This is a genomic window from Alteromonas sp. W364, from assembly GCF_031846205.1.
In the GTDB taxonomy this organism is placed as follows: Bacteria; Pseudomonadota; Gammaproteobacteria; order Enterobacterales; family Alteromonadaceae; genus Glaciecola; species Glaciecola blandensis.
In genome coordinates this window covers 116565-140346 of record NZ_JAVRID010000005.1, presented here as the reverse complement: position 1 = coordinate 140346, position 23782 = coordinate 116565, and the positions used below count along the sequence as shown (strand labels likewise).

At 43.2% G+C, this 23782-nt stretch carries 25 protein-coding genes; 11 read left to right on the top strand and 14 right to left on the bottom strand.

Annotation, left to right across the window (positions count from 1 at the left end):
* Positions 1 to 19: 19 nt before the first annotated feature.
* Positions 20 to 871 carry an RNA polymerase sigma factor RpoH gene (rpoH, locus tag RM556_RS09730; protein WP_311361160.1) on the bottom strand — a complete coding sequence of 284 codons (852 nt, stop codon included), beginning with the start codon at positions 869 to 871 and terminating at the stop codon, positions 20 to 22.
* Positions 872 to 1236: 365 nt separating this feature from the next.
* On the opposite strand from rpoH, the gene RM556_RS09725 reads away from it, so the two are divergent.
* Positions 1237 to 2466: an EAL domain-containing protein gene (locus RM556_RS09725; protein WP_311361159.1), complete on the top strand. Its 1230-nt coding sequence runs from the start codon at positions 1237 to 1239 to the stop codon at positions 2464 to 2466.
* A gap of 21 nt (positions 2467 to 2487) precedes the next feature.
* On the top strand, positions 2488 to 3735 hold the full coding sequence (locus RM556_RS09720) for an HDOD domain-containing protein (protein WP_311361158.1): 1248 nt from the start codon (positions 2488 to 2490) through the stop codon (positions 3733 to 3735).
* A 91-nt stretch (positions 3736 to 3826) separates the two neighbouring features.
* Here the strand turns inward: RM556_RS09720 and ftsX are convergent, their stop codons facing one another.
* The 3 genes from ftsX to ftsY are packed head-to-tail and all read right to left on the bottom strand — an operon-like array spanning position 3827 to position 6807.
* Positions 3827 to 4807 (bottom strand): permease-like cell division protein FtsX, encoded by a 981-nt coding sequence (gene ftsX, locus RM556_RS09715; RefSeq protein ID WP_311361157.1) that lies wholly within the window; start codon positions 4805 to 4807, stop codon positions 3827 to 3829.
* Positions 4804 to 5496: a cell division ATP-binding protein FtsE gene (ftsE, locus tag RM556_RS09710; protein WP_311374479.1), complete on the bottom strand. Its 693-nt coding sequence runs from the start codon at positions 5494 to 5496 to the stop codon at positions 4804 to 4806. The genes ftsX and ftsE overlap by 4 nt, the downstream gene beginning before the upstream one ends.
* A 42-nt stretch (positions 5497 to 5538) precedes the next feature.
* Entirely contained in the window at positions 5539 to 6807 is a 1269-nt protein-coding gene (ftsY, locus tag RM556_RS09705; protein WP_311361155.1) for a signal recognition particle-docking protein FtsY, read from the bottom strand.
* Between the two features lie 82 nt (positions 6808 to 6889).
* On the opposite strand from ftsY, the gene rsmD reads away from it, so the two are divergent.
* Positions 6890 to 7477, top strand: a complete 588-nt coding sequence (gene rsmD / locus RM556_RS09700) for a 16S rRNA (guanine(966)-N(2))-methyltransferase RsmD (RefSeq protein WP_311374478.1) — start codon at positions 6890 to 6892, stop codon at positions 7475 to 7477.
* Here the strand turns inward: rsmD and RM556_RS09695 are convergent.
* Positions 7474 to 8046: a YjaG family protein gene (locus RM556_RS09695; protein ID WP_311361153.1), complete on the bottom strand. Its 573-nt coding sequence runs from the start codon at positions 8044 to 8046 to the stop codon at positions 7474 to 7476. The two genes, rsmD and RM556_RS09695, sit on opposite strands and share 4 nt — an antisense overlap.
* A 33-nt stretch (positions 8047 to 8079) precedes the next feature.
* Positions 8080 to 8685 carry a YhgN family NAAT transporter gene (locus RM556_RS09690; RefSeq protein WP_311361358.1) on the bottom strand — a complete coding sequence of 202 codons (606 nt, stop codon included), beginning with the start codon at positions 8683 to 8685 and terminating at the stop codon, positions 8080 to 8082.
* A gap of 257 nt (positions 8686 to 8942) precedes the next feature.
* Between RM556_RS09690 and RM556_RS09685 the strand changes: the two genes are divergently transcribed.
* Positions 8943 to 9125 (top strand): helix-turn-helix domain-containing protein, encoded by a 183-nt coding sequence (locus RM556_RS09685; RefSeq protein ID WP_311361152.1) that lies wholly within the window; start codon positions 8943 to 8945, stop codon positions 9123 to 9125.
* Between the two features lie 77 nt (positions 9126 to 9202).
* Here RM556_RS09685 and pepB read toward each other — a convergent pair whose 3' ends face one another.
* Entirely contained in the window at positions 9203 to 10483 is a 1281-nt protein-coding gene (gene pepB / locus RM556_RS09680; RefSeq protein ID WP_311374477.1) for an aminopeptidase PepB, read from the bottom strand.
* 134 nt (positions 10484 to 10617) lie between these two features.
* On the opposite strand from pepB, the gene sfsA reads away from it, so the two are divergent.
* From sfsA to panC, 7 genes are all read left to right on the top strand, one after another.
* Positions 10618 to 11319, top strand: a complete 702-nt coding sequence (sfsA, locus tag RM556_RS09675; protein ID WP_311361357.1) for a DNA/RNA nuclease SfsA — start codon at positions 10618 to 10620, stop codon at positions 11317 to 11319.
* A 189-nt stretch (positions 11320 to 11508) separates the two neighbouring features.
* Complete coding sequence (gene dksA / locus RM556_RS09670; protein ID WP_311361150.1) at positions 11509 to 11949, top strand: RNA polymerase-binding protein DksA; 441 nt, start codon at positions 11509 to 11511, stop codon at positions 11947 to 11949.
* A gap of 82 nt (positions 11950 to 12031) precedes the next feature.
* Complete coding sequence (gene gluQRS / locus RM556_RS09665; RefSeq protein WP_311374476.1) at positions 12032 to 12928, top strand: tRNA glutamyl-Q(34) synthetase GluQRS; 897 nt, start codon at positions 12032 to 12034, stop codon at positions 12926 to 12928.
* Between the two features lie 63 nt (positions 12929 to 12991).
* Positions 12992 to 14386: a polynucleotide adenylyltransferase PcnB gene (gene pcnB, locus RM556_RS09660; RefSeq protein WP_409220076.1), complete on the top strand. Its 1395-nt coding sequence runs from the start codon at positions 12992 to 12994 to the stop codon at positions 14384 to 14386.
* 2 nt (positions 14387 to 14388) lie between these two features.
* Complete coding sequence (folK, locus tag RM556_RS09655; protein ID WP_311361148.1) at positions 14389 to 14901, top strand: 2-amino-4-hydroxy-6-hydroxymethyldihydropteridine diphosphokinase; 513 nt, start codon at positions 14389 to 14391, stop codon at positions 14899 to 14901.
* Positions 14902 to 14906: 5 nt separating this feature from the next.
* A complete protein-coding gene (panB, locus tag RM556_RS09650) occupies positions 14907 to 15701 on the top strand; it encodes a 3-methyl-2-oxobutanoate hydroxymethyltransferase (protein WP_311374475.1) in 795 nt (264 codons plus the stop codon).
* 5 nt (positions 15702 to 15706) lie between these two features.
* On the top strand, positions 15707 to 16555 hold the full coding sequence (panC, locus tag RM556_RS09645) for a pantoate--beta-alanine ligase (protein ID WP_311374474.1): 849 nt from the start codon (positions 15707 to 15709) through the stop codon (positions 16553 to 16555).
* 26 nt (positions 16556 to 16581) lie between these two features.
* Here the strand turns inward: panC and hemB are convergent, their stop codons facing one another.
* Genes hemB through tatB form a run of 7 tightly spaced genes read right to left on the bottom strand, consistent with a single transcriptional unit; the run spans position 16582 to position 23782 of the window.
* Positions 16582 to 17580, bottom strand: a complete 999-nt coding sequence (gene hemB / locus RM556_RS09640) for a porphobilinogen synthase (protein WP_311361145.1) — start codon at positions 17578 to 17580, stop codon at positions 16582 to 16584.
* Between the two features lie 21 nt (positions 17581 to 17601).
* Positions 17602 to 19551 carry a diguanylate cyclase gene (locus tag RM556_RS09635; RefSeq protein WP_311374473.1) on the bottom strand — a complete coding sequence of 650 codons (1950 nt, stop codon included), beginning with the start codon at positions 19549 to 19551 and terminating at the stop codon, positions 17602 to 17604.
* Entirely contained in the window at positions 19551 to 21443 is a 1893-nt protein-coding gene (locus RM556_RS09630; protein WP_311374472.1) for a diguanylate cyclase, read from the bottom strand. The genes RM556_RS09635 and RM556_RS09630 overlap by 1 nt, the downstream gene beginning before the upstream one ends.
* Before the next feature lie 6 nt (positions 21444 to 21449).
* Positions 21450 to 22235 (bottom strand): TatD family hydrolase, encoded by a 786-nt coding sequence (locus RM556_RS09625; protein ID WP_311374471.1) that lies wholly within the window; start codon positions 22233 to 22235, stop codon positions 21450 to 21452.
* Complete coding sequence (locus RM556_RS09620; RefSeq protein WP_311374470.1) at positions 22235 to 22726, bottom strand: hypothetical protein; 492 nt, start codon at positions 22724 to 22726, stop codon at positions 22235 to 22237. Before RM556_RS09620 ends, RM556_RS09625 begins: the two co-directional genes overlap by 1 nt.
* On the bottom strand, positions 22723 to 23478 hold the full coding sequence (tatC, locus tag RM556_RS09615; protein ID WP_311374469.1) for a twin-arginine translocase subunit TatC: 756 nt from the start codon (positions 23476 to 23478) through the stop codon (positions 22723 to 22725). Before tatC ends, RM556_RS09620 begins: the two co-directional genes overlap by 4 nt.
* Positions 23462 to 23782 carry a Sec-independent protein translocase protein TatB gene (gene tatB / locus RM556_RS09610; RefSeq protein WP_311361139.1) on the bottom strand — a complete coding sequence of 107 codons (321 nt, stop codon included), beginning with the start codon at positions 23780 to 23782 and terminating at the stop codon, positions 23462 to 23464. Before tatB ends, tatC begins: the two co-directional genes overlap by 17 nt.

The following is a 23782-nucleotide window of genomic DNA, read 5'->3' as shown; positions in this document are numbered from 1 at the left end:
TTGTCGATGATAAAGCGCTTTACGCCATAGCAGCTTGCAGCTTTTTCATCGCGTTCTTTTCGATTTGGCGAACACGCTCCGCTGACACATCGTACTCATCTGCCAAATCTTGCAAAGTCATTTTGTCGTCAGCTAACCAACGAGTTTCGATGATATGCTGACTACGTGCATCCAATGTTTTAATAGCAGAATACAGTTTGGTTGACGCTGTTTTGTCATGATCTGTGTTAATAACTTCCATTTCAACGTCTGTTGATTTGTCTTCTAAGTATTGCGCCGGCGCAAAAGCAGTTGAGTCATCATCATCGTTAGTCAGGTCGAAGGCTGCATCTTGGCTGCTCATACGAGCCTCCATCTGCAATACTTCCTTTGTGCTTACACCTAACTCATCAGCCACTTTTTGCACTTCGTCATGAGTAAACCAACCCAAGCGTTTTTTCGCTTTGCGTAGGTTAAAGAATAATTTTCTTTGCGCTTTTGTTGTTGCGACTTTCACGATACGCCAGTTTTTCAATACGAATTCGTGAATTTCAGCTTTGATCCAATGCACTGCAAATGAAACCAGACGCACGCCCACATTTGGGTCGAATCTTTTCACTGCTTTCATCAAGCCGATATTACCCTCTTGAATAAGGTCTGCTTGTGGCAAGCCGTAACCAGCATATGATTTCGCGACATGAACAACAAAACGCAGGTGAGACATAACAAGCTTACGCGCAGCTTCAAGGTCACCTTCATCAAATAAACGTGTTGCTAACGACTTCTCTTCGTCAGCAGTTAGCATATTAATACCGCTCACCGCCTGAATGTAGCTTTCGATACTGCCACTTTGCGGGACGCTTAACGCCAATGATTGCATTTTTGTACTCATTATTACCTCGTTACTTCATTCTTAGTGTGAACATATCCTCGTGAACATACGCTTTCGGTATTTCGTCCACACAAGAGCAATTGTGATGCCTTTGCTGCGTTTTACAGCCGATACATTTATAGTCCATCTATATAATAGACACTCAATTAGAACGGAAGTTCGATTAAAACATTTCAGTAAATATAAGGCTTCTTGCTCAGAACTCAAGCCCTAAGACCCTTTATTTTCCGATTTTCTCTAGATTTTTTTTATTTAGATGAAAACACTATTGTATTATATGGTAAATTCCAAAAACGATCATATTTTTATGTAAAAAATTTGATTAATATCATTTATCACAAAGTTTATAATTTGAGCACTTTTGAATGTTTGCATATGTAGCACGACAAGCCATTTATAACGTCGAAAAACGTGTATTTGCGTACGAATTACTGTTCAGGGATGGCGACAGTAATTGTTTTCCAGACATGTCTCCAGATGAAGCTACGAGTAACATGATTGCGACCAGTCACTTATCGATTGGTATTGAAGATATTACCTTTAATAAACCCGCTTTTATCAATTTCCACCGCGATACTCTTTTGTATCGTTTCCCATCAACACTTGACCCTCTGAGTGTGGTGATTGAAATCGTTGAAACTGTAGAGGTCAACGATGAGTTAGTGCAAGCATGTAAACATATTCGTAATTTAGGCTATCAATTGGCATTAGACGACTATGACTTTGGTTCGCGATGGGATGTATTTTTGCCTTTCGTTGATTACATCAAAGTTGAAGTAGAGGAAATTGAGAAGCAAGGCCCTGCTGCCGTTGCCAAAATTCAACAATTGAACAGTCATGGCATCAAAATAATTGCTGAAAAAGTAGAAACCCACGAACAGTTTGAACGCTTCAAAGATATGGGTGTGAAACTTTTCCAAGGTTATTTCCTAGCACGTCCTGAAATGATCAGACATCGCGACCTTAACGCCTCTTTGCACTCGGTAACAGAATTAGTAAGCTTAAGTAACTCACCCAATTTTGACGTGAAAGAAGTGACTAAAGTAATAGAGCGAGATGTGGGCTTAGCATACAAACTAATGCGCTTTGTAAACAATCCTCTGATCAACAAGCGCCAAAAGATTGAATCCTTGCAGCATGCCCTGAACTACATGGGTCACATTGAAATTAAAAAGTTTATCGCGCTTCTGGCCTTAGCTAATCTACGCGGTGAGAAACCTGGAGAGTTGCTCATCCAGTCATTGGTTAGAGCGCGCTTCTGCTCACTGATGTCAGTTGAATTAGAACTACCAGAAAATCCACCGAGTAGCTTTATATTGGGCCTCTTTTCCATGTTGGATGCGTTATTGGATCAACCGATGGAATCCTTAGTACAGAAACTGCCCGTCGGTGCTGAACTTCAAGATGCGCTTTGTCATAAAAACAAAGACTCTAACATGGGCCTCCAACTAAGAGCTTGCTACGCGTTCGAAGAGGCAAACTGGGATGAGATAGATTATATCGCAGCTGAATTTGAGCTAACCGGCGAGCGCTTGTATACACTGTATTACGAGGCAATGCATTGGGCACAAAATATGAGCACATCGCTAATTTAAACGACAAACAAGGAACGTAGTATGTTTGCATTCATCGCCAGACAACCCATTTTAGATAAGGAGCAGGACCTATTCGCTTATGAACTCCTGTTTCGCGATGGTGCAAGCGGTGCTTACCCTCTTCATGAACCGAAGAAGGCTGAGCTGATTACCGAGCGTTTTTCAACGCTGGGGATAGATGATATTTCTGGTAATCAAAAAGCATTCATCAACTTCTTACCTGAAACTATTATCAATCGCTTTCCAGAAGAACTGTCTGCCGACAATGTGGTTGTTGAGTTAACTCAAAATCCAGCGATAAATACTAGCTTGATGAATGCTTGTGAACATCTAAAGCAACAAGGCTACAAATTAGCCTTGAGTGACGATAAACTCGAATCGACGATCCTCACGCCTTATCCTTACATTGATATCGTGAAGGTCGACATCACCAAAATTAAGCCTGAATGGTTAGAGCAACATATACCAACCCTTGCGGCTTCAGGGATTCAGCTAGTTGCTGAGCAAGTTGCTTCCTTAGATCAATTTGCAATGTGTCGTGATCTTGGTTTTGACTACTTTCAAGGCTATTTTTTCACTCAACCTGATACAAAATCTGCTAAGGCATTGCCTGCATCTAAACTCACCATGCTTGAGCTGATGTCACAAAGCGCGCAGCCCGAATTCGACTTAGAATCCGTCGCGAGTATTATTGAACGTGACGCTGCTTTATCTTATCTGTTATTGCGTTTTATCAATAATCCAATGGTAAACAAACGTTTAAAAATAACATCTCTACGCCATGCATTAACGTACTTGGGCGAAGTCGAGGTGAAGAAATTCATCGCACTACTATCTCTTGCAAGCTTGAACGACTCTAAGCCACTCGAGCTTTTACAAGTCTCCTTAGTGAGAGCGAAGTTCTGTGAGCTGTTCGAAGAAAAGAAAAACGGTAAAGATAAGTCCATGTCAGCCTTCATTGTTGGCTTGTTCTCTCTTCTGGATACCATCCTAGACTCTGAAATGCCGGTAATCTTAGAAAAACTGCCAGTATCGAAAGGTATAAAACAAGCATTGCTGGGTGAAGCGTGTACTTTTACCGACTATCTCAGCACAGCAAAAGCCTTTGAAAGCGGCTTGTGGGGGATCGTCATCTCTCAATCAGAAAGCTTGGATATCTCTCAAAAAGATTTGCATGAAATATTCAATAGAGCGATTAAATGGAGCAACGAAATGCGACAAGCGCTGTCTGATTTCTTCCCCAGAGCGACGCCCAACGGCAAGCAATAAGGCCATCAATCACTATCTGATAGATTTCAAGGTAGATACAGCTTATATACCTTGTAAATACCGATTGCTTTGCTGTGCCTTGCAGGACTATCTACCTAGGCTCTATATCTTTCACATGCCGTTGAACAGACAATATTGAACCTGCTAAACCTAATCCCACCGACATCATTAGCATGATTAACAGTGTACTCAAATCCATTGCGGTAATATTAAAATCGACCTGATACTTTTCCATAAAAGCATCCATACTGAAATCAACCCAAAGTAGAATAAACAGTACCGTGACCCAAGCCATGATCCCGCCGAGTAAGCCAAACCAAAAACCCGTATAAAGGAATGGTCGTTGAATAAACGCATCGGTAGCACCAACAAGCTTCATCACTACAATTTCATCTTTTTTGTTCAGAATATTTAAACGAATGGTGTTACCAATAATCAATACAACCGCGAAAAAGAGGAGCACGGCAAGTAGGGTGACTAAATCCTTGGCTATGTTGATTAGCGCATACAGACGCTCTAGCCATTCAATATCTAACTTCCCTATTTCGACTTCTCGTTCTTTGCGCAGTTTATCTAGCAAAATACCCGCCGCTGTGGGGCTAGCATGCTTACTGGTCGGCACCACTAATACAACCGCAGGTAAAGGGTTCTCTTCCAGGTAATTTAGTGCATCACCAAAGCCAGAGAGTAGCTGAAATTCTTCCAAGGCCTTATCTGCTGGGATATAGGCTACCTCAGATATTTCAGGCCACAGGCGCAATCGTTTAAGCAACTGTTGTGCATCTGCATTCGACACCCCCTTTTCCAAAAACAAGGATATTTCAGATGCTTGCTGCCATTGCTCACTGATTTGTTCGGTGTTTTTCACAATGACGTATAAGGTACTCGGCAGTGTTATACTGAAACCCAAGACACCAATCGTCATCAAAGAAGCAAAAGGTGATCGCCATAGCTCACCTAAGCTATTAACAGCTTGTCTAGCATGATCCGTAAAGAACATAAAAATTGACTGAAAAAAGCCGACTCTTACGGATTCTGCGCCTTGTGCGCGGCCTTTGAATAATAAGCTCATCGATAGATCCCCTCATCTGAGGAATCTGTTAAGCCATCTGTGATCATTTGTCCATTTTTTAGTGTGAGTGTGCGATATTTCATTCGCGCAATCAGGCCAAGGTCATGGGTTGCTATAAAAACCGATACTCCGGCTTGGTTGAAGTCTTCAAACAAGCGAATAATTTCCATAGACAATTTAGGATCTAAATTACCCGTTGGCTCATCTGCGAGCAACAGTGGCGGTCGATTCACAATCGCTCGAGCTATGCCTACGCGTTGTTGCTCACCACCAGAAAGCGTAATAGGTAAATTGCGGGCTTTGTCACGTAGACCCACCATTTCGAGGGCAGCATCGACGCGCTTGGCAATGTTTTTACGCGTGTGCCCTTCAATGACTAATGGCAAGGAAACGTTGTCATAGACGCTCTTGTCCATTAGTAGCTGATGACTTTGAAAGATCATGCCGATGTCACGGCGAATGTAGGCTATTTGCTTGCGTTTGATTGAACCTAAGTCATGGCCGTTAATCAGCACGCGCCCAACGGTTGGACGCTCCATGATACTGATCAGTTTCAGGAGCGTACTTTTCCCCGCGCCAGAATGGCCCGTTAAAAAGGCCATTTCGCCCTGTTCGACATGGAAATCTACCTTGCGAAGCGCTTGCTGGCCTCCTGGGTAGGTTTTGCTTACCTGCTCAAACTTGATCAACCTTACATCCTTTTCATTCTGATCGACTACATCGGTTCTAGCTTAATCCACTGTTGCTTCTGTGGCTACATCTTGGCTGAATAAAGCATCAACAAACTGCTGAGCTTCAAACGGTTTCAAATCGTCTATGCCTTCACCAATGCCGATATAACGGATTGGGATACCAAATTGGTCCGCTAATGAGAAAATAATACCACCTTTTGCTGTACCGTCTAACTTTGTTAGATTAATACCAGTGATACCTACAGCGTCATTAAAGATTTTAGTCTGGCTTACCGCGTTTTGGCCTGTACTGGCATCCAGCGTGAGCATGATCTCATGAGGTGCGTTCGGGTTGATTTTTTTCATCACCCTGACCACTTTTTTCAACTCTTCGATTAAGTTATCTTTGTTTTGTAAGCGACCGGCCGTATCTGCAATCAGCACGTCAGCTCCTTTAGCCTTGGCTGACGCCAAAGCATCAAATATGACAGAAGCGCTATCAGACCCGGTTTGCTGAGCAACAACGGGGATATCATTACGTTCACCCCATACCTGCAACTGCTCAACAGCTGCAGCTCTAAAGGTGTCACCCGCAGCTAGCATGACTTTTTTGCCTTGGTTTTGGAACTGCTTAGCAAGCTTACCAATTGTGGTCGTCTTGCCCACACCATTAACACCCACCATCAAAATAACAAAAGGCTCTTTCTCACCATTTTCATTTATATTATTGTCGAGATTGAGAGGGCTGGAGACCGGCTCCAATAAATCACGCATTTGCTGCTTAAGCAGATCGTACAAGGCTTCGCCGTCTTTCAACTGAGACAGTTTTGCGCTTTCAGTTAGCTTATTGATGATTTTACTTGTGGTCGTCATTCCCACATCAGCAATCAATAACTGTGTTTCTAACTCTTCGTATAGCTCGTCGTCAATTTTCTTGCCAGCAAACAAAGAGATAAAACCGGTTCCAATGCTCTCCTTGGTGCGCGACAAGCTGTCTCTTAAACGGCTGAAAAAACCTTTCGATGCTGGTTTTTCTTGTGTAGCTTCTGACTTTGTAGGCTCTTGCGCTGGTTCTGTTTCACTCGCAGCAGGGAGATGAGGATCTACAGGATTGAGTGTTTCAGACTCAACAAGCTCGGTGTTGTCTACAGGCTCAACATTGCTGTCTTCTAATTCTGTATTCTGTGCAGGCCTGAAGCTAGTATCTTCAAGTGTCTCAGCCGCGTCGGTATCAGTTGTGATAGCCTTATCTTCAATGGCCTCGCTTTCAGTCGATTTCGAGTCACTTTTTGATTGGTCTTTCTTAAACCAGTTAAACAAATTTGCCATGTTGTTCAAAAAATCCTTAACAGCAGATTGGTAGATTCAGATATAATCCCGTAATCCCCCAATACTAACACTTTCAGGCCACATGACGCGAGTAAGAAAAAAGGTAAATTCCAATACAGGTAATATTCGAATCATCGGTGGCGAACACCGCGGTCGAAAACTACCTGTATTGAACCTAGAGGGCTTGCGCCCTACTACGGATAGAATGAAAGAAACCGTGTTCAATTGGTTAATGCTCGACGTAAGAAATGCGAAGTGTATTGACTGTTTTGCGGGTGCTGGCTCATTAGGGTTTGAAGCATTGTCACGTGGGGCAAGTCATGTGCAATTTATTGAGTTAGATAAACCTGCTGCACAGCAATTATCAAAGAATGCTTCTCTGCTGCGTATTGACGCTGAAAGTGCGACAGTTCAGCAGGGTAATGCATTGCAGGTACTAGAAACACTCAAGGAAGCTGCTGATTTGATATTCATCGACCCGCCGTTTCACAAAGGCCTAGTGCAAAGCTGTGTGGATATGATTCAATCGAAAGGCTTAGTCAAAGCAGGTAGCAAAATATACATCGAACGAGAAAATAACAGTCAGTCACTGCACGTTCCCGACAATTGGCAGCAAATTAAACACAAATCGACTCAACAAGTGAGTGCTGAATTATACCAAGTCGTTTAGATAGCAATGCCAATGTTTGACATTCCCTGAGCTTTCATCTCGGCACGCAATTGTTTGAAGTCAAGTGCGCGGTTGTTACACATGGCCAACACTTCTAATTGGGTTTCAATCTCGAACTGCATCAGCGGATCGGCTTTGACCTCTTGATTACTTAAATCGGTTTCAGAAAGCGCCAGTAAATAAGCTTCGACGCCGCCTTGGCTCAGCTTGGCGACCATCACAGCACCATTCGGCTCTTCATCACTTATCAATTGAAGTGTGGCAGCTGCTGCCATACAGAAATCAAGTGCAGGGTAGACGCCAAAATTATCGAAGTTTTCCACATCTGGCGTAATTTCTTCTAGCTTTTCCAACTGCACTGCGATGTTGATTTTTGCTTTGGGTGCAGTCAACCATTCCCAAACTAAATTCACCACCTTTTCAGCAAATTCAGCATCGCCAAACTCTGCAAGTTCACAAAACAATTGATAGTTCGGTAACATTCTTTGCAGCATGGCTGCAGAAAAACCAACAGCTGGCTTCTTCGATAAATCTCGCACTTGTTGGAAAGTACTTAGCTTTTCGCTCATATTCGCTTCTCTAATTTTTGTTTAATTGTCGCGTTAAATAGCAGCACTTAGCTGCGACTGAAAATATACACCGATGCCGTTTAGTAGCATTTGAATTGCAATCATGACGAGTATCATTCCCATGAGTCTTTCAACGGCATTTAAGCCTTTTTCACCCAACAAGCGATGAAAGGTTGAAGACATCGATAAAATAATAGCGCTGATCAGCCAAGCCGCAAACAAAGCAATACTCCACTCTGTCATTTTGTTCGGCTCTTGATTTGCTAGCAGAATCAGCGCAGCCATCGTAGAAGGTCCCGCTATCATAGGAATAGCTAGTGGCACGATAAATGGCTCTTCACCAGCAGGCATGCCCATGATGCCGCCCGGTTTAGGGAATATCATTTTTATGGCAATAATGAACAAAATAATACCGCCAGCAATACTCACGGTCTCTTGCTCTATTTTTAAAAAGTCGAGCAGGGCTTGCCCACTATGCAAAAATACCATCAGGATGATGAGTGCGAAAATGAGCTCTCGAATAATCACTATTCGGCGTCTTTTCGGGTCGATCGTTTTTAATACCGACATATAAATCGGTAAGTTACCCAATGGATCCATGATCAGGAATAACATCGTGGCCGCTGAGAGTATTTCGATCACACCTTTGCTCCTTGAAAAAAAGCGCAATTATGCGCTATTTGGGCCGAGATTGGCAGTAAAAAGCAATAATTTATACCTTGGAATTTATCTACACACCTATAAGAAAGGTTTTTCCCGAGCAGTTTCACCACAAACTGTTATGATGAATTTATTAAGATATTCGTCGCAACTGTCGTTAACCTTTCAAGCAAGGGTTTAGCTTTGTAGCAGCAGCGAGTCCGAACTGAAGTTTCAATAATACAATTGGAGGAAACATGGCATTAATGACGGTAAGTGAAGTCGCAGAGTTTTTAGCGGTACAAGAAGTGAGAGTGGAACGCTTGGAAAGAGAAAGTTTGTTACTTTCTAAAGATAAAGATGATGCTGGCAATCCATTGTTTGATCGAACCGATGTCGAAAAATACAAAGAACTAGCAGAGCGTTTAGGCGGAATCTAAGTTTCCTTCGCCCCTGCTAGTCCCCCTTCCATCTATGCGCTCTATGCCAAAAAGCATATGCGCACCTGAGTGAATGGCTATTTTAGTAACTGAGCTGCAATCGTTCTAATACCAATAGCACTTGCACCATTTGGCATAATTTCAGTCCCATTACGATTGTAAGCCGCGGCTAAATCTATGTGTACCCAACCTTTGCCATCGTCGGCAACAAAGCGTGATAAGAAACCCGCTGCATTTGAAGCACCACCAGCACCACCACCTTTCATCGGTCTACTGTTTGCCGTTTCCGCGAAAGGAGACGGGCATTGCTCTTGGTGCCATGGCATAAGAGGCAGTGGCCAATGAGGTTCATTCATTTCCACAGCACTTGCTAGCACTTCCTGTTGGAACGCTGTGTCTAAACTGAATACTGCATTAAACTCTTTACCAACAGCCATAATTGCCGCGCCAGTTAAGGTTGCTGCATCTATAATTTTTTTCGCTCCCGACTCAGTGGCGGCCATCAAACCATCTGCGAGCACGAGTCTGCCCTCTGCGTCCGTATTGACAATTTCTACCGTCACACCATTTTTATACGTGATCACATCCCCTAATTTATATGCATGATCACTAATCAAATTTTCGGCGCAACATAAAAATAGTTTGGTGCGTTTTTCCAATCCTTTCATAATTGCTAAGCCAAGTGCCCCAGTGACGGTAGCAGCACCACCCATATCGCACTTCATGTCCAACATTCCTTCACTTGACTTTATGCTATAGCCACCACTATCGAACGTAATTCCTTTTCCAACTAAAGCAAATTCAACATCTGCGTTTGCGTCACCCGTTGGATTGAAATCTAATTCAAGCAAAACAGGTGGTCGGCAACTACCACGCCCAACCTCGTAAATGCCTTGCCAACCAGCTGCAATCAATTCTTCGCCTTTGATCATTTTCGTACTCACGAAGTCAGGTGCAATTGATTCGATCCAAGATGCAGCAGCAACAGCCAACACTTCTGGACTTAAGTCCTCTGGAGTTTCATTCACCAACTTTCGAGTGAATTGCAAGGCTTCAAAACGAATAGCAAGGTCAATGGCATTTTCATCGTCTGCCCATTGAATATCGCCGCGGAAGCCCGCACCACAAAAACTCATTACAAATGCCCATTGCTGCTCAGAATCCCACTGGCCAACAAAAGCCAGGTTTTTTACTCCTAGACCGGCCACTTTACGAGCAGATTTTTGAATATCACGTAAGTGCAATGCTTCGGAGGGTAAATGCAGGACAGCCCCCTTTTCGTTAAAAGAAAGCTTGGTTTGTTCGCCCCAAATTGCATCGGCGCTTTGCGTACTCAGTGATACCTGAAAATTTGACATTATATCTCCAACAAGGTTTGATGATAGCGGTCTCTCATCGACCGATTTGCTTTATATCGCTTATATGGTGATGAGTGTAACAAATATAAAGCGTCGCCCAAAAAATTAAGAAAAATAAAAAGAATAATAAGTTGATTACATTCACAAGTTCATTAATTGAAGCCACTTTGCTTAAGCGTTATAAGCGTTTCTTAGCCGACGTCGTATTGCCCAATGGTGATTCCCTCACCGTACATTGCCCAAACACTGGCGCCATGACAGGCTGCGCTGAGCCAGGTTGGCGAGTTTACTTAAGCCAGTCGGACAATCCAAAACGCAAATATGCGCACACATGGGAGCTTGCTAAGAATCATCGCCAAGAATGGATTGGCATCAATACCAATAACGCAAATAAGGTGGTCAAAGCAGCACTTCAGAACCGACATATTATTGAACTCGCCGAATACAACTCGATTCACCCTGAATATAAAGTGGGTGATAGCCGGATTGATTTTTTCTTGCAGGGTGACGGCATGCCTGATTGCTATGTCGAAGTAAAGTCAGTCAGCTTATGCAGTGAAGGTGGAATGGGCTTTTTCCCCGATGCTGTCACAAAAAGGGGTACCAAACACGCAAATGAATTAGCAGAATTAGCCAGGCAAGGTCACAAGGCTGTGCTATTGTTTTGTGTGCAGCATAGCGGGATTAATTCGGTGCAAATTGCACAGCATATTGACCCCAAATATGCTGAAGCGGTGAGAAAAGCACAAGAAGCAGGCGTTTTATTATTATCGTATAAATGTAATTTTTCTATTGAAAATATGAGCTTAGCCGACGCACTACCAATTGTTGATTAAAAAAAGATTGATTTTTGTGTAAAAATCACCATATTACCGTCCTCAGTTTGAAAAGTGGACTACACAATTTTTAGAATTTGGTGCTACTAATAGCATTAAATGATTGATAAGACATTTCGTTGCAATGTGATTTGCCAGCACTGTTTAGGCAAAAGGATACAAAATGTCGAAGTTTAGGAGAAATGGCAGATGCCAACAGGAAAATCATTAGGGTTACTTGCGTTAGCTGATGTTCAGCCATACCAAGAAAAACCAGACGAAGAATACATGAACGACGAGCAAATGAATCATTTTAGATTGATTCTGAAAGCTTGGCGTAACCAACTTAGGCAAGAAGTCGACCGTACTGTACACCACATGCAAGATGAAGCTGCAAACTTCCCTGATCCAGTAGATAGAGCGGCTCAAGAAGAAGAATTTAGCTTAGAGCTACGTGCCCGTGACAGAGAACGTAAGCTTATCAAAAAAATCGAGAAAACCTTGAAGCGCATTGAAGAAGATGATTTCGGCTTCTGCGATTCATGCGGTATCGAAATTGGTATTCGCCGGTTAGAAGCTCGACCTACTGCCGATATGTGCATAGACTGCAAAACCATGGCTGAAATTAAAGAGAAGCAATTACAAGGTTAAATCCTGTGGTTGTTTGTTCGTATATGATTAACCGCAATGGCTTTGCTATTGCGGTTTTTTATTGTCTAACATGAGCACTTGCATGCAACAAGCACTTCCTTACATTGGTCGATTCGCTCCCTCCCCCAGCGGTCCGCTGCATCTGGGATCTTTGAGCTGTGCTTTAGTCAGCTATTTGCATGCGAAACAGGCTGGCGGTAAATGGCTTGTGCGAATGGAGGACGTAGATACAACTCGTGTCATGCCTAATGCAGACTCCACCATTCTACATCAACTTGAAGCCCATGGCTTACATTGGGATAACTCAGTGGTATATCAAACACAGCGGCAAGAAGCATATCAAGCGGCACTCTCAAGCCTGCAAGCTAAACAATTAGTCTACGCCTGTGATTGCACGCGCCAAACAATAAAAACCAAGGGTCGCTACTACACGTCTTATTGTCAGCATAGAAACCTAAGCGATACTGGCAATGCGCTGCGCCTTATCATTAAAAACAATCAAGCAAGCTTTGATGACTTGTTGTTAGGCCGAGTGACAGTTGAACCCGAGTTTTGTAATGAAGACCTGGTGTTAAAAAGAAAAGATGGTCTATTTGCTTATAATTTAGCAGTTGTCGTAGACGACATTTATCAAGGTGTGACTCACGTTGTGCGCGGTGCCGACTTGATAGATACCACGCCCCAACAAAACTATCTTTACGGACTGCTGCAATCTGCGCCCCCGCAATATTTACACTTTCCAGTATTAAGTAGAGCGCCAGGCAAAAAGCTCAGTAAACAAAACCATGCGAAGGCTGTGAGTACAGAAAACACTTATCAAACACTTTCGGTAGCGCTTACTTATATTGGGCTAGCGAGAGAAAAACAGTTAGCGACACAAGACCCAAGTGAATTGTTGCAGTGGGCAATTACTCATTGGTCGCCGAAATTACTGTCAAAACAAAGAGAAATTCTGATTTCTGACGTAAATGAAGTATAATCGCGAAAAATCAATAAAGACGCTCAACACAAAGTTGAAGCATCGATAATAGGCAAAGGTGGCATGTCAAGCACCCCAATAGCACCAACACAAACTAACTCTCCGGCGATCGACCCGGTGGTTATCCCGAAAGGGCAACATCCAGTGACATTTTCTGACATTAGCGAAAACGCACTGTCAGTGTTACGTCGCTTGAATAGCAAAGGCTACGACGCTTATTTAGTCGGCGGCTGCATTCGCGACAAACTCATGGGTAAAACGCCGAAAGACTTCGACATTGCTACAAACGCAACCCCTGAACAAATTAAAGCCTGCTTTCGTAATTGTCGACTTATCGGCAGACGCTTTCGCTTAGCCCATATCGTGTTCGGTAAAGATATTATAGAAGTCGCCACTTTTCGTGGGCATCATGGTGACGTGTCAGAGAACGATGAAGAGAATAAAGTACAGGTAAAGAGCCGTCGCGGAAAAGACGTGGAAGACGTTTTGGCAAAGCAAGATCAACAAGGCCAACTGCTTCGTGACAATGTATTTGGCACCATTGATGAAGATGCTGAACGCAGAGACTTTACCTTTAATGCGATGTACTTTAGCGCAAAAGATCAGAGCATTATCGACTTTGCCCATGGTATCGAGTCTATTCAGAACAAAAAAATAGAACTCATTGGCGATCCTGCTACGCGTTTTCGTGAAGACCCGGTTCGTATGATCAGAGCTATCCGGTTTTCAGCGAAATTAGGTATGAGTATTTCTGATGAACTTGGTGCTCAGTTCAAAGAACTTGGCCATTTATTGGCTAATATACCGCCAGCGCGCTTATTTGAAGAAGTGCTTAAACTATTCATTTCAGGAAGTGGTGTAAAAACCTTTCAACTACTGCACAAATACGGTTTATTTACTCATTTATTTCCTCAGTTCGCTCCCATGTTGGTTGATGACACCTGTCGAGAGATGCAACTCGTTATGCGTGTACTGAAGAACACTGACGAACGCATCAACAACGAACAACGTGTCACGCCGGCATTTTTGTATGCCGCATTTTTGTGGTACCCCGTTGAAGAGCGCGCACAAATTGTTATGAATGAGGCAGGTATAAGCTATCATGACGCTTTCAATATTGCGGTGGGTGAAGTGCTTCATCGCCAAATTCAGCGCATCATGATCCCTAAACGCTTCAGTATCGCTATTCGCGAAATCTGGCAGTTGCAAACACGACTACCGAAACGTTTTGGGCGACGCGCTTTCCAGACATTGAGTCATCCTCGCTTTCGTGCCGCTTATGATTTCTTACTTATACGAGGTGAAATTGAAGGTGGCGACTTAATGGAGCTAGGTGAATGGTGGACAGAATTTCAAGAGCTTGAACCTGAAGGCAGAAAAGTCATGTTGAATAAATTGCGCAAAGAATCTGGGCCAAGTAAGAAGCGCCGTTTCCCTCGCAAGAAGAAGAGCGATTAGGCATGCTCTCAGATATTGCATATATTGGGTTAGGCAGCAATCTAGGCGACCCAGTCGAACAGTTAAAACGCGCATTAGTCAGTATTGAATCGCATGCACACATGGTCTTAAATGCCAGTTCACATTTTTATGCTAGCTCACCAATGGGACCGCAGGATCAACCTGACTATGTCAACGCCGTTTGTAGAGTTAAAACATCGCTTCAACCACAAGAATTATTGGCATCTCTGCAAGAAATTGAGAATCGGCAAGGTCGTTTGCGTGAAGGGGATCGTTGGGGTCCGCGCACATTAGATCTCGATATATTGTTGTACAATGACCTAGCACTCGAGACTAAACAACTGACTGTGCCGCATTACGGTATGAAAGATAGAGAGTTTGTCCTTGTACCATTGTTTGAGATTGCGCCCGATTTGATCATGCAAGATGGAAAATCACTTGCCTCATGGGTTGGCAAGTGTTCTTTAGATGGTCTATATAGAATTGAAGAAAAATCTGAGAAAAACCGAGAGTAAACTGGATGAAAAGAGTCACCACTTCTACCTTGCTAACAATGAAGCAAAAGAATGAAAAAATTGCTGCACTTACGGCTTATGATGCCAGTTTCGCGAAGATGTTTGATGAACAGTTTGTTGATGTTCTCTTGATTGGCGATTCATTGGGTATGGTCCTTAAAGGAGACGACGATACCTTGTCAGTCAGCATAGATGATATTGCTTATCATACAAGGTGCGTGCGCAAAGGCACAATAAGGTCATTTGTCGTTGCCGATATGCCGTTCATGAGTTATTCGACGGTTGAGAATACCTATGACAATGCAGCCAAGTTAATGGCTGCGGGTGCAAGCATGGTTAAAATGGAAGGTGGTATGTGGTTGTTACCCGCTATCCAAGGCTTAGTCGAACGTGGCATTCCTGTTTGTGGTCACCTTGGTTTAACACCTCAGTCTGTGCATGTTTTTGGTGGATTTAAGGTACAAGGGCGTGAGAATGAACAAGCGCAGAAAATACTTAACGACGCTATGGAATTAGAAAAAGCAGGCATCCAACTCTTAGTGCTAGAGTGTGTACCCACTTCTGTTGCTAGGCTTATTACAGAAGCTCTCAGCATTCCAGTGATCGGTATCGGTGCCGGTTCTGGCACTGATGGGCAAATTCTAGTGATGCACGATATGTTTGGTATCAGCGCGAACTACATGCCGAAATTCAGTAAAAATTATTTAGAGGATACTGCGGACATGCGAAGCGCTGTCAGCGCCTATATTGAAGATGTGAAAGCAGGTCGCTTTCCGGGTCCTGAGCATTCCTTCGAGTAATTAACATGCAAATAGTCAGTGATATAAAACAACTTCGTGAGCTTCGTAGAGAATGGCAATCGGGAAAAGAGCAGATTGCCTTTGTCCCTACCATGGGTAACCTCCACGATGGTCATCTAAAGCTAGTCAAAGAAGCTAAAAAACACGCTTCAAAAGTCGTCGTTTCGATCTTCGTCAACCCTCTGCAGTTTGGTCCAGATGAAGACTTAGACGCTTATCCACGCACAATGGAGCAGGATAAAGCCTCTTTACAAGCCTTAGGTGTTGATATCTTGTTTATGCCGAAAGTAGACGATATATACAGTCGAGGTTTAGAGCAGCAAACCTTTGTCGAAGTGCCTGGTTTGTCCTATATGATTTGTGGTGCAAGTCGTCCTGGCCATTTCAGGGGCGTCGCCACTATCGTGTGTAAACTATTCAACATGGTTCAACCGAACATGGCCTTTTTTGGGCAGAAAGATTTTCAGCAATTGCAGGTCATCAAAGCGATGGTCACTGACCTATCGATGAACTTAACCATCCATGGTGTGCCCACCGAACGAGAGCCTGATGGTCTAGCAATGAGCTCACGTAACAACTACTTGAATAATGAGCAGCGCGAAATAGCGCCTGGCTTATATCAGCTGATTTCAAGCATGGCGCAACAAATAAAAGAGGGACGACGTGACTTTTCTGTCATGATATCTGAAAACAAACTCAAGCTGGCTACACTTGGGTTTAAACCCGATTATATTGATGTGCGTTCAGCATCGAGCCTTTTACAGCCTAGCCATGAAGACACTGAATTAGTCATTCTAGGAGCGGGCTTTTTGGGTAAAACCCGCATTATCGACAATATCCAGGTAAGTATCTAAAACGACGCTGGCTAAGCGCGACGAGCTTAGCCTTGTTGTTTTAATAGCTTCGCAGCTTCTTTTGCAAAGTAGGTCAAAATACCATCTGCGCCAGCTCGTTTAAATGCGAGCAAGGACTCCATAATAACGTCGTCCTTTTTTAACCAGCCATTTGCAAAAGCGGCTTGGTGCATAGCGTATTCACCGCTAACTTGATATGCAAATGTTGGTACACCAAACTCTTCCTTGCAGCGCAAAACGATATCTAAATACGGCATACCCGGTTTAACCATCACCATATCAGCACCTTCATTGATATCTAATTCAATTTCTCTTAAGGCTTCATCAGAATTTGCAGGGTCCATTTGGTAATTCTTTTTGTTTCCACCTTTGATATTACCAGCACTGCCAACAGCGTCTCTAAACGGCCCATAATAGCTAGATGCATATTTTGCCGAGTAAGCCATGATTGCGGTATTTTTAAAGCCTTGTAGCTCCAATGCCTCGCGAATTGCCCATATACGACCATCCATCATATCTGAAGGTGCGACAATATCAGCACCCGCCTCTGCATGCGATAAAGCTTGCTTCACCAATACATCAGTCGTTTCGTCATTCATCACATAAGCGTTCTCGTCTAGCAAGCCATCTTGTCCGTGGATCGTGAAAGGATCGAGAGCAACATCAGTAATCAGGGTAATATCGTCAAATTCTGCTTTTAAGGCTTTGACAGCGCGTTGCGCTAGACCAAAGGGATTAAACGCTTCGCTCGCACATTCTGTTTTTTTCTCTGCGGGTGTCACAGGGAAGAGGGCGAATACATGCAAGCCGAGCTTGACTAGTTCTGCCACTTCTTGCACTAGCTTATCAATACTATAGCGATAAACGTCTGGCATGGACTCCACAGGCTCAACCTGGCCTTCCCCCTCAAGCACAAACATTGGATAGATCAAATCATCAACTGATAAGCGGCTTTCGCTTACCAGCTTCCGAATAGATGAGGTATAACGTAATCGACGTGGGCGAGAAAGTGGAAATTGTGACATGAAGTTCCCTATTGGTTAGGATTAATAATCTTGGGCGACAATTTGATTACGCCCTGATTCTTTAGCTTGATACAAGAGCTTATCGGCAAAGGCATGCAAGAGCTCATATTCTTCATCTGATGCAATGACTCTACAAGTTACGCCAGCGCTTACTGTCAGCTTTATTTGCTTCTGCTCACATTGTAACGGTGAGTTTTCGGTTGTCGAGCGAATATTTTCGGCTAAAACGCTAGCACCTTTAATATCAGTATTCGGTAAAATCAGCACAAATTCTTCACCACCGTAACGGCAGATTAAATCACTAGGACGCTTCACACAGCGCTTCAAGATCTCAGCAAAATGCACCAAGGCCTCGTCACCACATTGGTGACCAAAGGTGTCATTGACCAATTTGAAATGATCAAGGTCGAGCATGACAATCGCCAGTGGTGTTTTTTCTCGGCGACTTCGTCGCGCCTCTGCCGCGATTCGTTTGTCATACATACGACGATTCGCGACGTTGGTTAGCGAGTCGATAGAGTTCTTGCGCTCAAGTTCATGGTTTGCCTCATTAAGCTCGCGAATAGCAATTTCTAACTCATAGGTTCTTTCATCAATCGCATATTCCAGCTTCTCTTTACTTTCTAACTGCAAACGGAGTAAGCCCTTTTTGGCCTCTATCGCTTTTTGTTTTTGCTGTTGAGCAACTCGATGTGCAGCCCTAGCTTCTTTTCTCTGTTGACTAAATAGCATTGCCAAACCCAAAGCCATAAACAAGGTTTCAATAACCGCGCTCGACATCAGCAAATAGCTAGGATCCAAGTTGAGGCTTATCCAATTGAGTGAGTCTGCTATACCAAGCAATGCACTAAATATGAGAGAGCACCAAGCCGCACTCAAATACAATGCAACGGGGTTGCCTTTAATAGCCACATAGATATTAGAAAAAAGAACTAAACACATCGCCATCAAAATTAAGAGTGTGATGGTTTCAGCTATCAAGGAATATGGCAGTAAAAAGGTGAATACCAGATAGATAACGATTACGATGCGCACGGCATTGAAAAAGCGATGAATATTGGGATGTTCGTGCTTCAAGCGCAAGACTTTGGCTGTAAAAGACGTGCTAAAGAAAATCATGGTCGCAGAGAAGAATAAAATTGCTTGCTGTTGCCATCCTTCAGCATTTGGCCAAATAAAGCGATAACTCAATCCTTGGCTGGTAGCTAGCATCAAGGAAAGACTCACAATATAACCAGTGTATAACAAGGTAATAGGATTACGAGACGTGATGAACAAAAATAAGTTAATCAGTGTTATCGCAACCATGAAACCATAAAACACACCGATAAATACCCGATGTGAGCCAATATATTGTATATATTCTTCATTGCTCCATAGTTTAATCGGTACCTTCAATGAACCTTGGGTTTGGACTCGTATGAATAAGCGCAGTGGCGTCTTCGATTTTGGTATTGGAAAAACGAGCTGATCGTGTAGCACTTCACGTTCTGCAAATGAGAGCTTATCTCCGGAACGATATACAGCGGCAGCACACTCTTCTTTGGTGCAAGTGTCGGGCAAGAAATACAAATCGACATAATCTAGGTTGGCAAATGAAATCTCTATTAAGTGCTGGTCGTTAGCCGTTTCTGGCAAGGCGACTTTAAACCAATGCGGTTTGCTCGAAAGAGAGAAGTTTGAGGAATCGATGTTTATCCAAGACTGACTTGGTAAATCGACAATCGAAGCAATATTATCATTGTCATTCGTGACCACATGCACTTGGCTCTGCGAATTTAAAAGCGCTTGTTCGCCCTGTCCAGAAGTCGACAGCACAAACCAAAAAATACCCACCCCCAAAAGGGCTATCAAGCCAGCAACCCAGGCACCACCATATTTAGACGTTTGACGGTCGTCATTATCATGATCAACTGTCGCCTTTTCTAGCTGTTCATCTTCGTCTTGGTTACCAGGCTGTTGCTCGATCATCAGAAATTGCCCGCCTTAATACAGTTTCGACCACTCTCTTTTGCTTGATAGAGCAGTTTGTCTGCATAAACCAATATTTTATTACTATCGTCTTGTGAACCAATGACTTTCGAACACAAGCCTATACTTACAGTGAAACTAATAGTGTGTCCTTGGCTACTGACTTTTAGGTTTTCGACCGCTACACGACATTGCTCTAAAAAGTCTTTAGCGCCGTCTAAGTTAGTATTGGGCAATAACACTACAAATTCTTCGCCGCCAATACGAGCGACAAGATCACCCGGGCGTTTCAATTGTTCTTGCAGGACTTGCGCAAAAGCGACTAAACAATCGTCTCCAACTTGGTGCCCATATGTATCATTGACCTGTTTAAAGTGGTCTATATCTAGCACAGCCAAAGATATCACTTGTCGCTCTCTTCTACTCCGTGCTGTTTCAGATTTCAGTGTTTGCTCAAAGAAGTAACGATTAGTTAGGCCCGTCAAGGCGTCTGTCTCACTCAAGCCTTTAAGTTCAGTATTGATTGTCGATAACTGCTCTAAGGCATCTTCAAACTCTTGTGTTCGAGCTTGTACCTCTTTTTCAAGTTCTTCTTTTGCTCTCTGTTCCAAACGATACGCTTCGTCTTGTACCTCCATTGTGCGCTTTTCATTTTCTGCAGCTTCCATGTGCGCCCTTCTTGCGTCCACACGCTGTGCGCTATAATTCATCGCTAAGGCCAATGCTAGCAATAAGGTTTCAGTGGTTGCCCCAATCATAAGTAAGTAGCTTGAATCGATAGGCAATACCACCCAGTGAAAATTATCCGCGCTAGCAAGGATGCCTGAAAGTAGTAATACTCCCCATGCCGCGCTGAAATAGCGCGCAATAACACTTCCACGAAACGCTAAACTCATACTCACTAACAAAATAATCGGGATCGCAAATAAGAAAAGTAAGAGTAATAACTTAATCATAAAGCTATAGGGTACAACAAACGAAGCTATCGTAGCTCCTATGTAAAATACAGTAAGAAATTGAAAAATCCGCGCGTATGTCCCGCCGTTTTCTTTCAAATTGAGAATTTTAGAGGAAAACACCAGTATAAAACTCATCGTCATATAAGCGAATATGATCGTAGATCGTTCTTGTAACCAAGGGCTATTTGGCCAGAGAAAGCGGAAGCCTAAACCGTGAACGGATGCTATTAACAAAGCGAATGCAAATACATAGCCTGCATAAGCAAGGTACACCTGATTGCGAGTAGTCACAAAAACGAACAGATTGATCAGGCCCATTGCAAACATGTAACCAAAAAATAAGCCCATGAACATTCGATGCGAAGCGGTATACGCCACATATTCTTGTGCAGTCCAAATTTTTAATGGTGACTTTACAGGTCCATTGGAACGTACTCTTAACATCAATTGCAAATTCTCGTCCAGCTTTGGAATCGGCACCAAAAACCTGTCATGAATAACGGGGCGTTGCAAGAATGGAAGCGTATCTCCGAGATCGTACTTCTCAATCAAAGTATGGTTATCGTCTTCAATAGCGTTCACCCAAATGATAATAGAATCAAGCATGGCATAGTCTATTTCCAAATAGCTGCCATGCGATGCACGCGGTAAATCTACCTTCATCCATTGATGTGCATTGGTTAAACCAAAGTTCAGCTCGGTAATATCAGTCCATTCGTCGGCATCTAGACTAGCGATATCATGAAGTTGTAAGGTACGGCTCTGATCCTCGAAGTGATAAATAGTGCTATCGATTGAGTGACTATCAATATCTTTTCCAAGGCTGACAACCATATATAGCATCAAACCCGTGAACACCACGATCAGCGCCGCAAGCCATATTACGTTTGATGACTGAGCTGAATTTGTTATCGCCTTTCCACTGTTTGTCATAATCGATTAGCACTTTATTCGAAAAGCGCTTAAGGCGTTTTGATAGCTCTGTCTTGCAATAGTTTCAAGCGATTGCTGGGTCAACTCTGCCACTTTTTCACCAACATGAGGAAGGCAACATGGCTCATTATTTTTCATTCTTGGACGCACATTTTTTGGAAATAAATACGGTGCATCAGTCTCCAATAATAAGCGCTGTAGCGGAATTGCTTTAACAGCGTCCTGCAAGTCTGCGCCACGTTTATCATCGCAAACCCAGCCTGTTATGCCGATATAACAACCCAACTCAAGATAGGCGTCGAGTTGTGCTCGCGTACCTGTAAAGCAGTGCACAATAGCACTGGGTATATCAGGCAAGTAACGTTTCAACAAGGCGATTTGAGGTTCAAACGCATCACGTTCATGCAAATAAACAGTTTGATGGTTTTCAGCAGCAATTTTCAATTGCGCTTCAAAAACGGCTAATTGGTTTTCTGGGGTCGAAAAGTTACGATTAAAATCCAATCCGCACTCGCCAATCGCCACCATAGATTTATCGGCGCAGAATTGTTTGAGTTTGAGTAAACCTTGCTCGCTGGCATGGTCGGCTTGGTGGGGATGAACGCCTGCCGTGTAATACACTGAACAAGGGCTAACCGTATTTTCAACAAAGCTTTGTGCTTTGCTAGACTCTTTAAGATCACTACTGATAACGCAGACTTTATTCACTGCTTTGTCTGCAGCGCGTTGCAGCACTTCGATTGGTTCAAATCGTTTGTCTAGTAAATTGACACCGATATCGAACCATTCCATTACTTTATTCTCTTAACTCTAACCCGACCTCTGATGTTTTCTTTAGCCAGGTAGTAGGCACTAAAAGAACCCTCAGTAACAACCGCAGTATCCCCAGCTTTAATTCTGAGTTTGGTTGATTTTTTATTTTCCCAAACCTGCCCATTAGTAAAATAAAAGATCTGCCGTTTTCGTGCGTTAAGCTCAACTTTCTCAACTATTAGACGTATTTCATCGACTTTGTCTTCATTTTGTTCTTTTAAATGCCTTGCTCCAAACTCATCCACCGCCGACTTTTCGAGGGGTGAGGGCACATGTTCGCCATTGTTTTTGTCGGCTTTTGCGAAGGCCTTATCAAAACAAGATAGTCGTTTTTTATCGTCCGATATTTTGGTGCATTGAGAAGCTGCCGTGGCATTGACATAAGCAGCCTGACTGTCATCAGCGTAAGCGAGGGTTGTTAAACCAGAAGTAAGACTAAGTATGGCTAAAAGGAGGTAGGGGTTGTTCATGATTGTTTGTCTTCCATTTCGTCTTCTGCATCCGGTACTTTGTGGCGAGTATACCAACTTCCGACAACCACGCCTACTTCAAACAAAAACCACATCGGAATGGCTAAGAGTACTTGTGAAATGACATCTGGAGGTGTTAGTAACATGCCAACAACAAATGCTGCCACAATCACATGGGCTCTTTTCTTTCTGAGATTGTCAGGTGTCGTCATACCGGTCCAACACATCAATATGATGGCGACAGGGATTTCAAAAGCCACACCAAAGGCGAAGAAAATCTTTAATACAAAACTTAAATATTCAGATATGTCTGGAGAAATAAGCACATCTTCTGGTGCTACTGCATTAAAAAATGCGAACGCGAGCGGAAAGACGACAAAATAGGCAAAGGCCATTCCACTGTAGAATAGTAAGGTGCTTGAAAACAACAAAGGCGCAACCAGCTTTTTCTCATTGCGATATAGGCCCGGCGCAACAAAACCCCATATTTGATAAAGAATGTAGGGGATGGCGATAAAGAACGACAACACCATAGTTAACTTGAAAGGGGCAAAAAACGGTGAAGCAACACTCGTCGCAATCATTGATGCACCATCAGGAATCGTAGCGACTAAGGGTGCAGCTAGAATTGTATAGAGGTCTTGCGCCCAATAGGCCAAGCCCATGAATATCACTAGTACCGACATTAAGGCTTTTAAAACTCGGCTTCTCAACTCAATGAGATGCGAAATGAGACTACTCGGCTGGGTCATCTGTTTTCTTTTTCTTGTAAGGTTCTTGCACCGATAAGGCTGCTTGCTTTAACTCTTCAACGCTTTGTTTCACTTCAGGGCTGACATTATCAATACCCATCTTTTCAGCTTTTTTCAAATTCTCATGTAGTTCATGAACACGCAACTGCTCCTCGACTTCCGTTTTGAAACCAGAAGCCATGCTTTTCATGCTGCGTATTGTTTTCACCGTAGAGCGTATCGCGCCAGGTAAGCGCTCTGGCCCTAATATCACCAAGGCTACCACGCCGATAATGCACAATTCCCAAAAGCTGATGTCGAACAT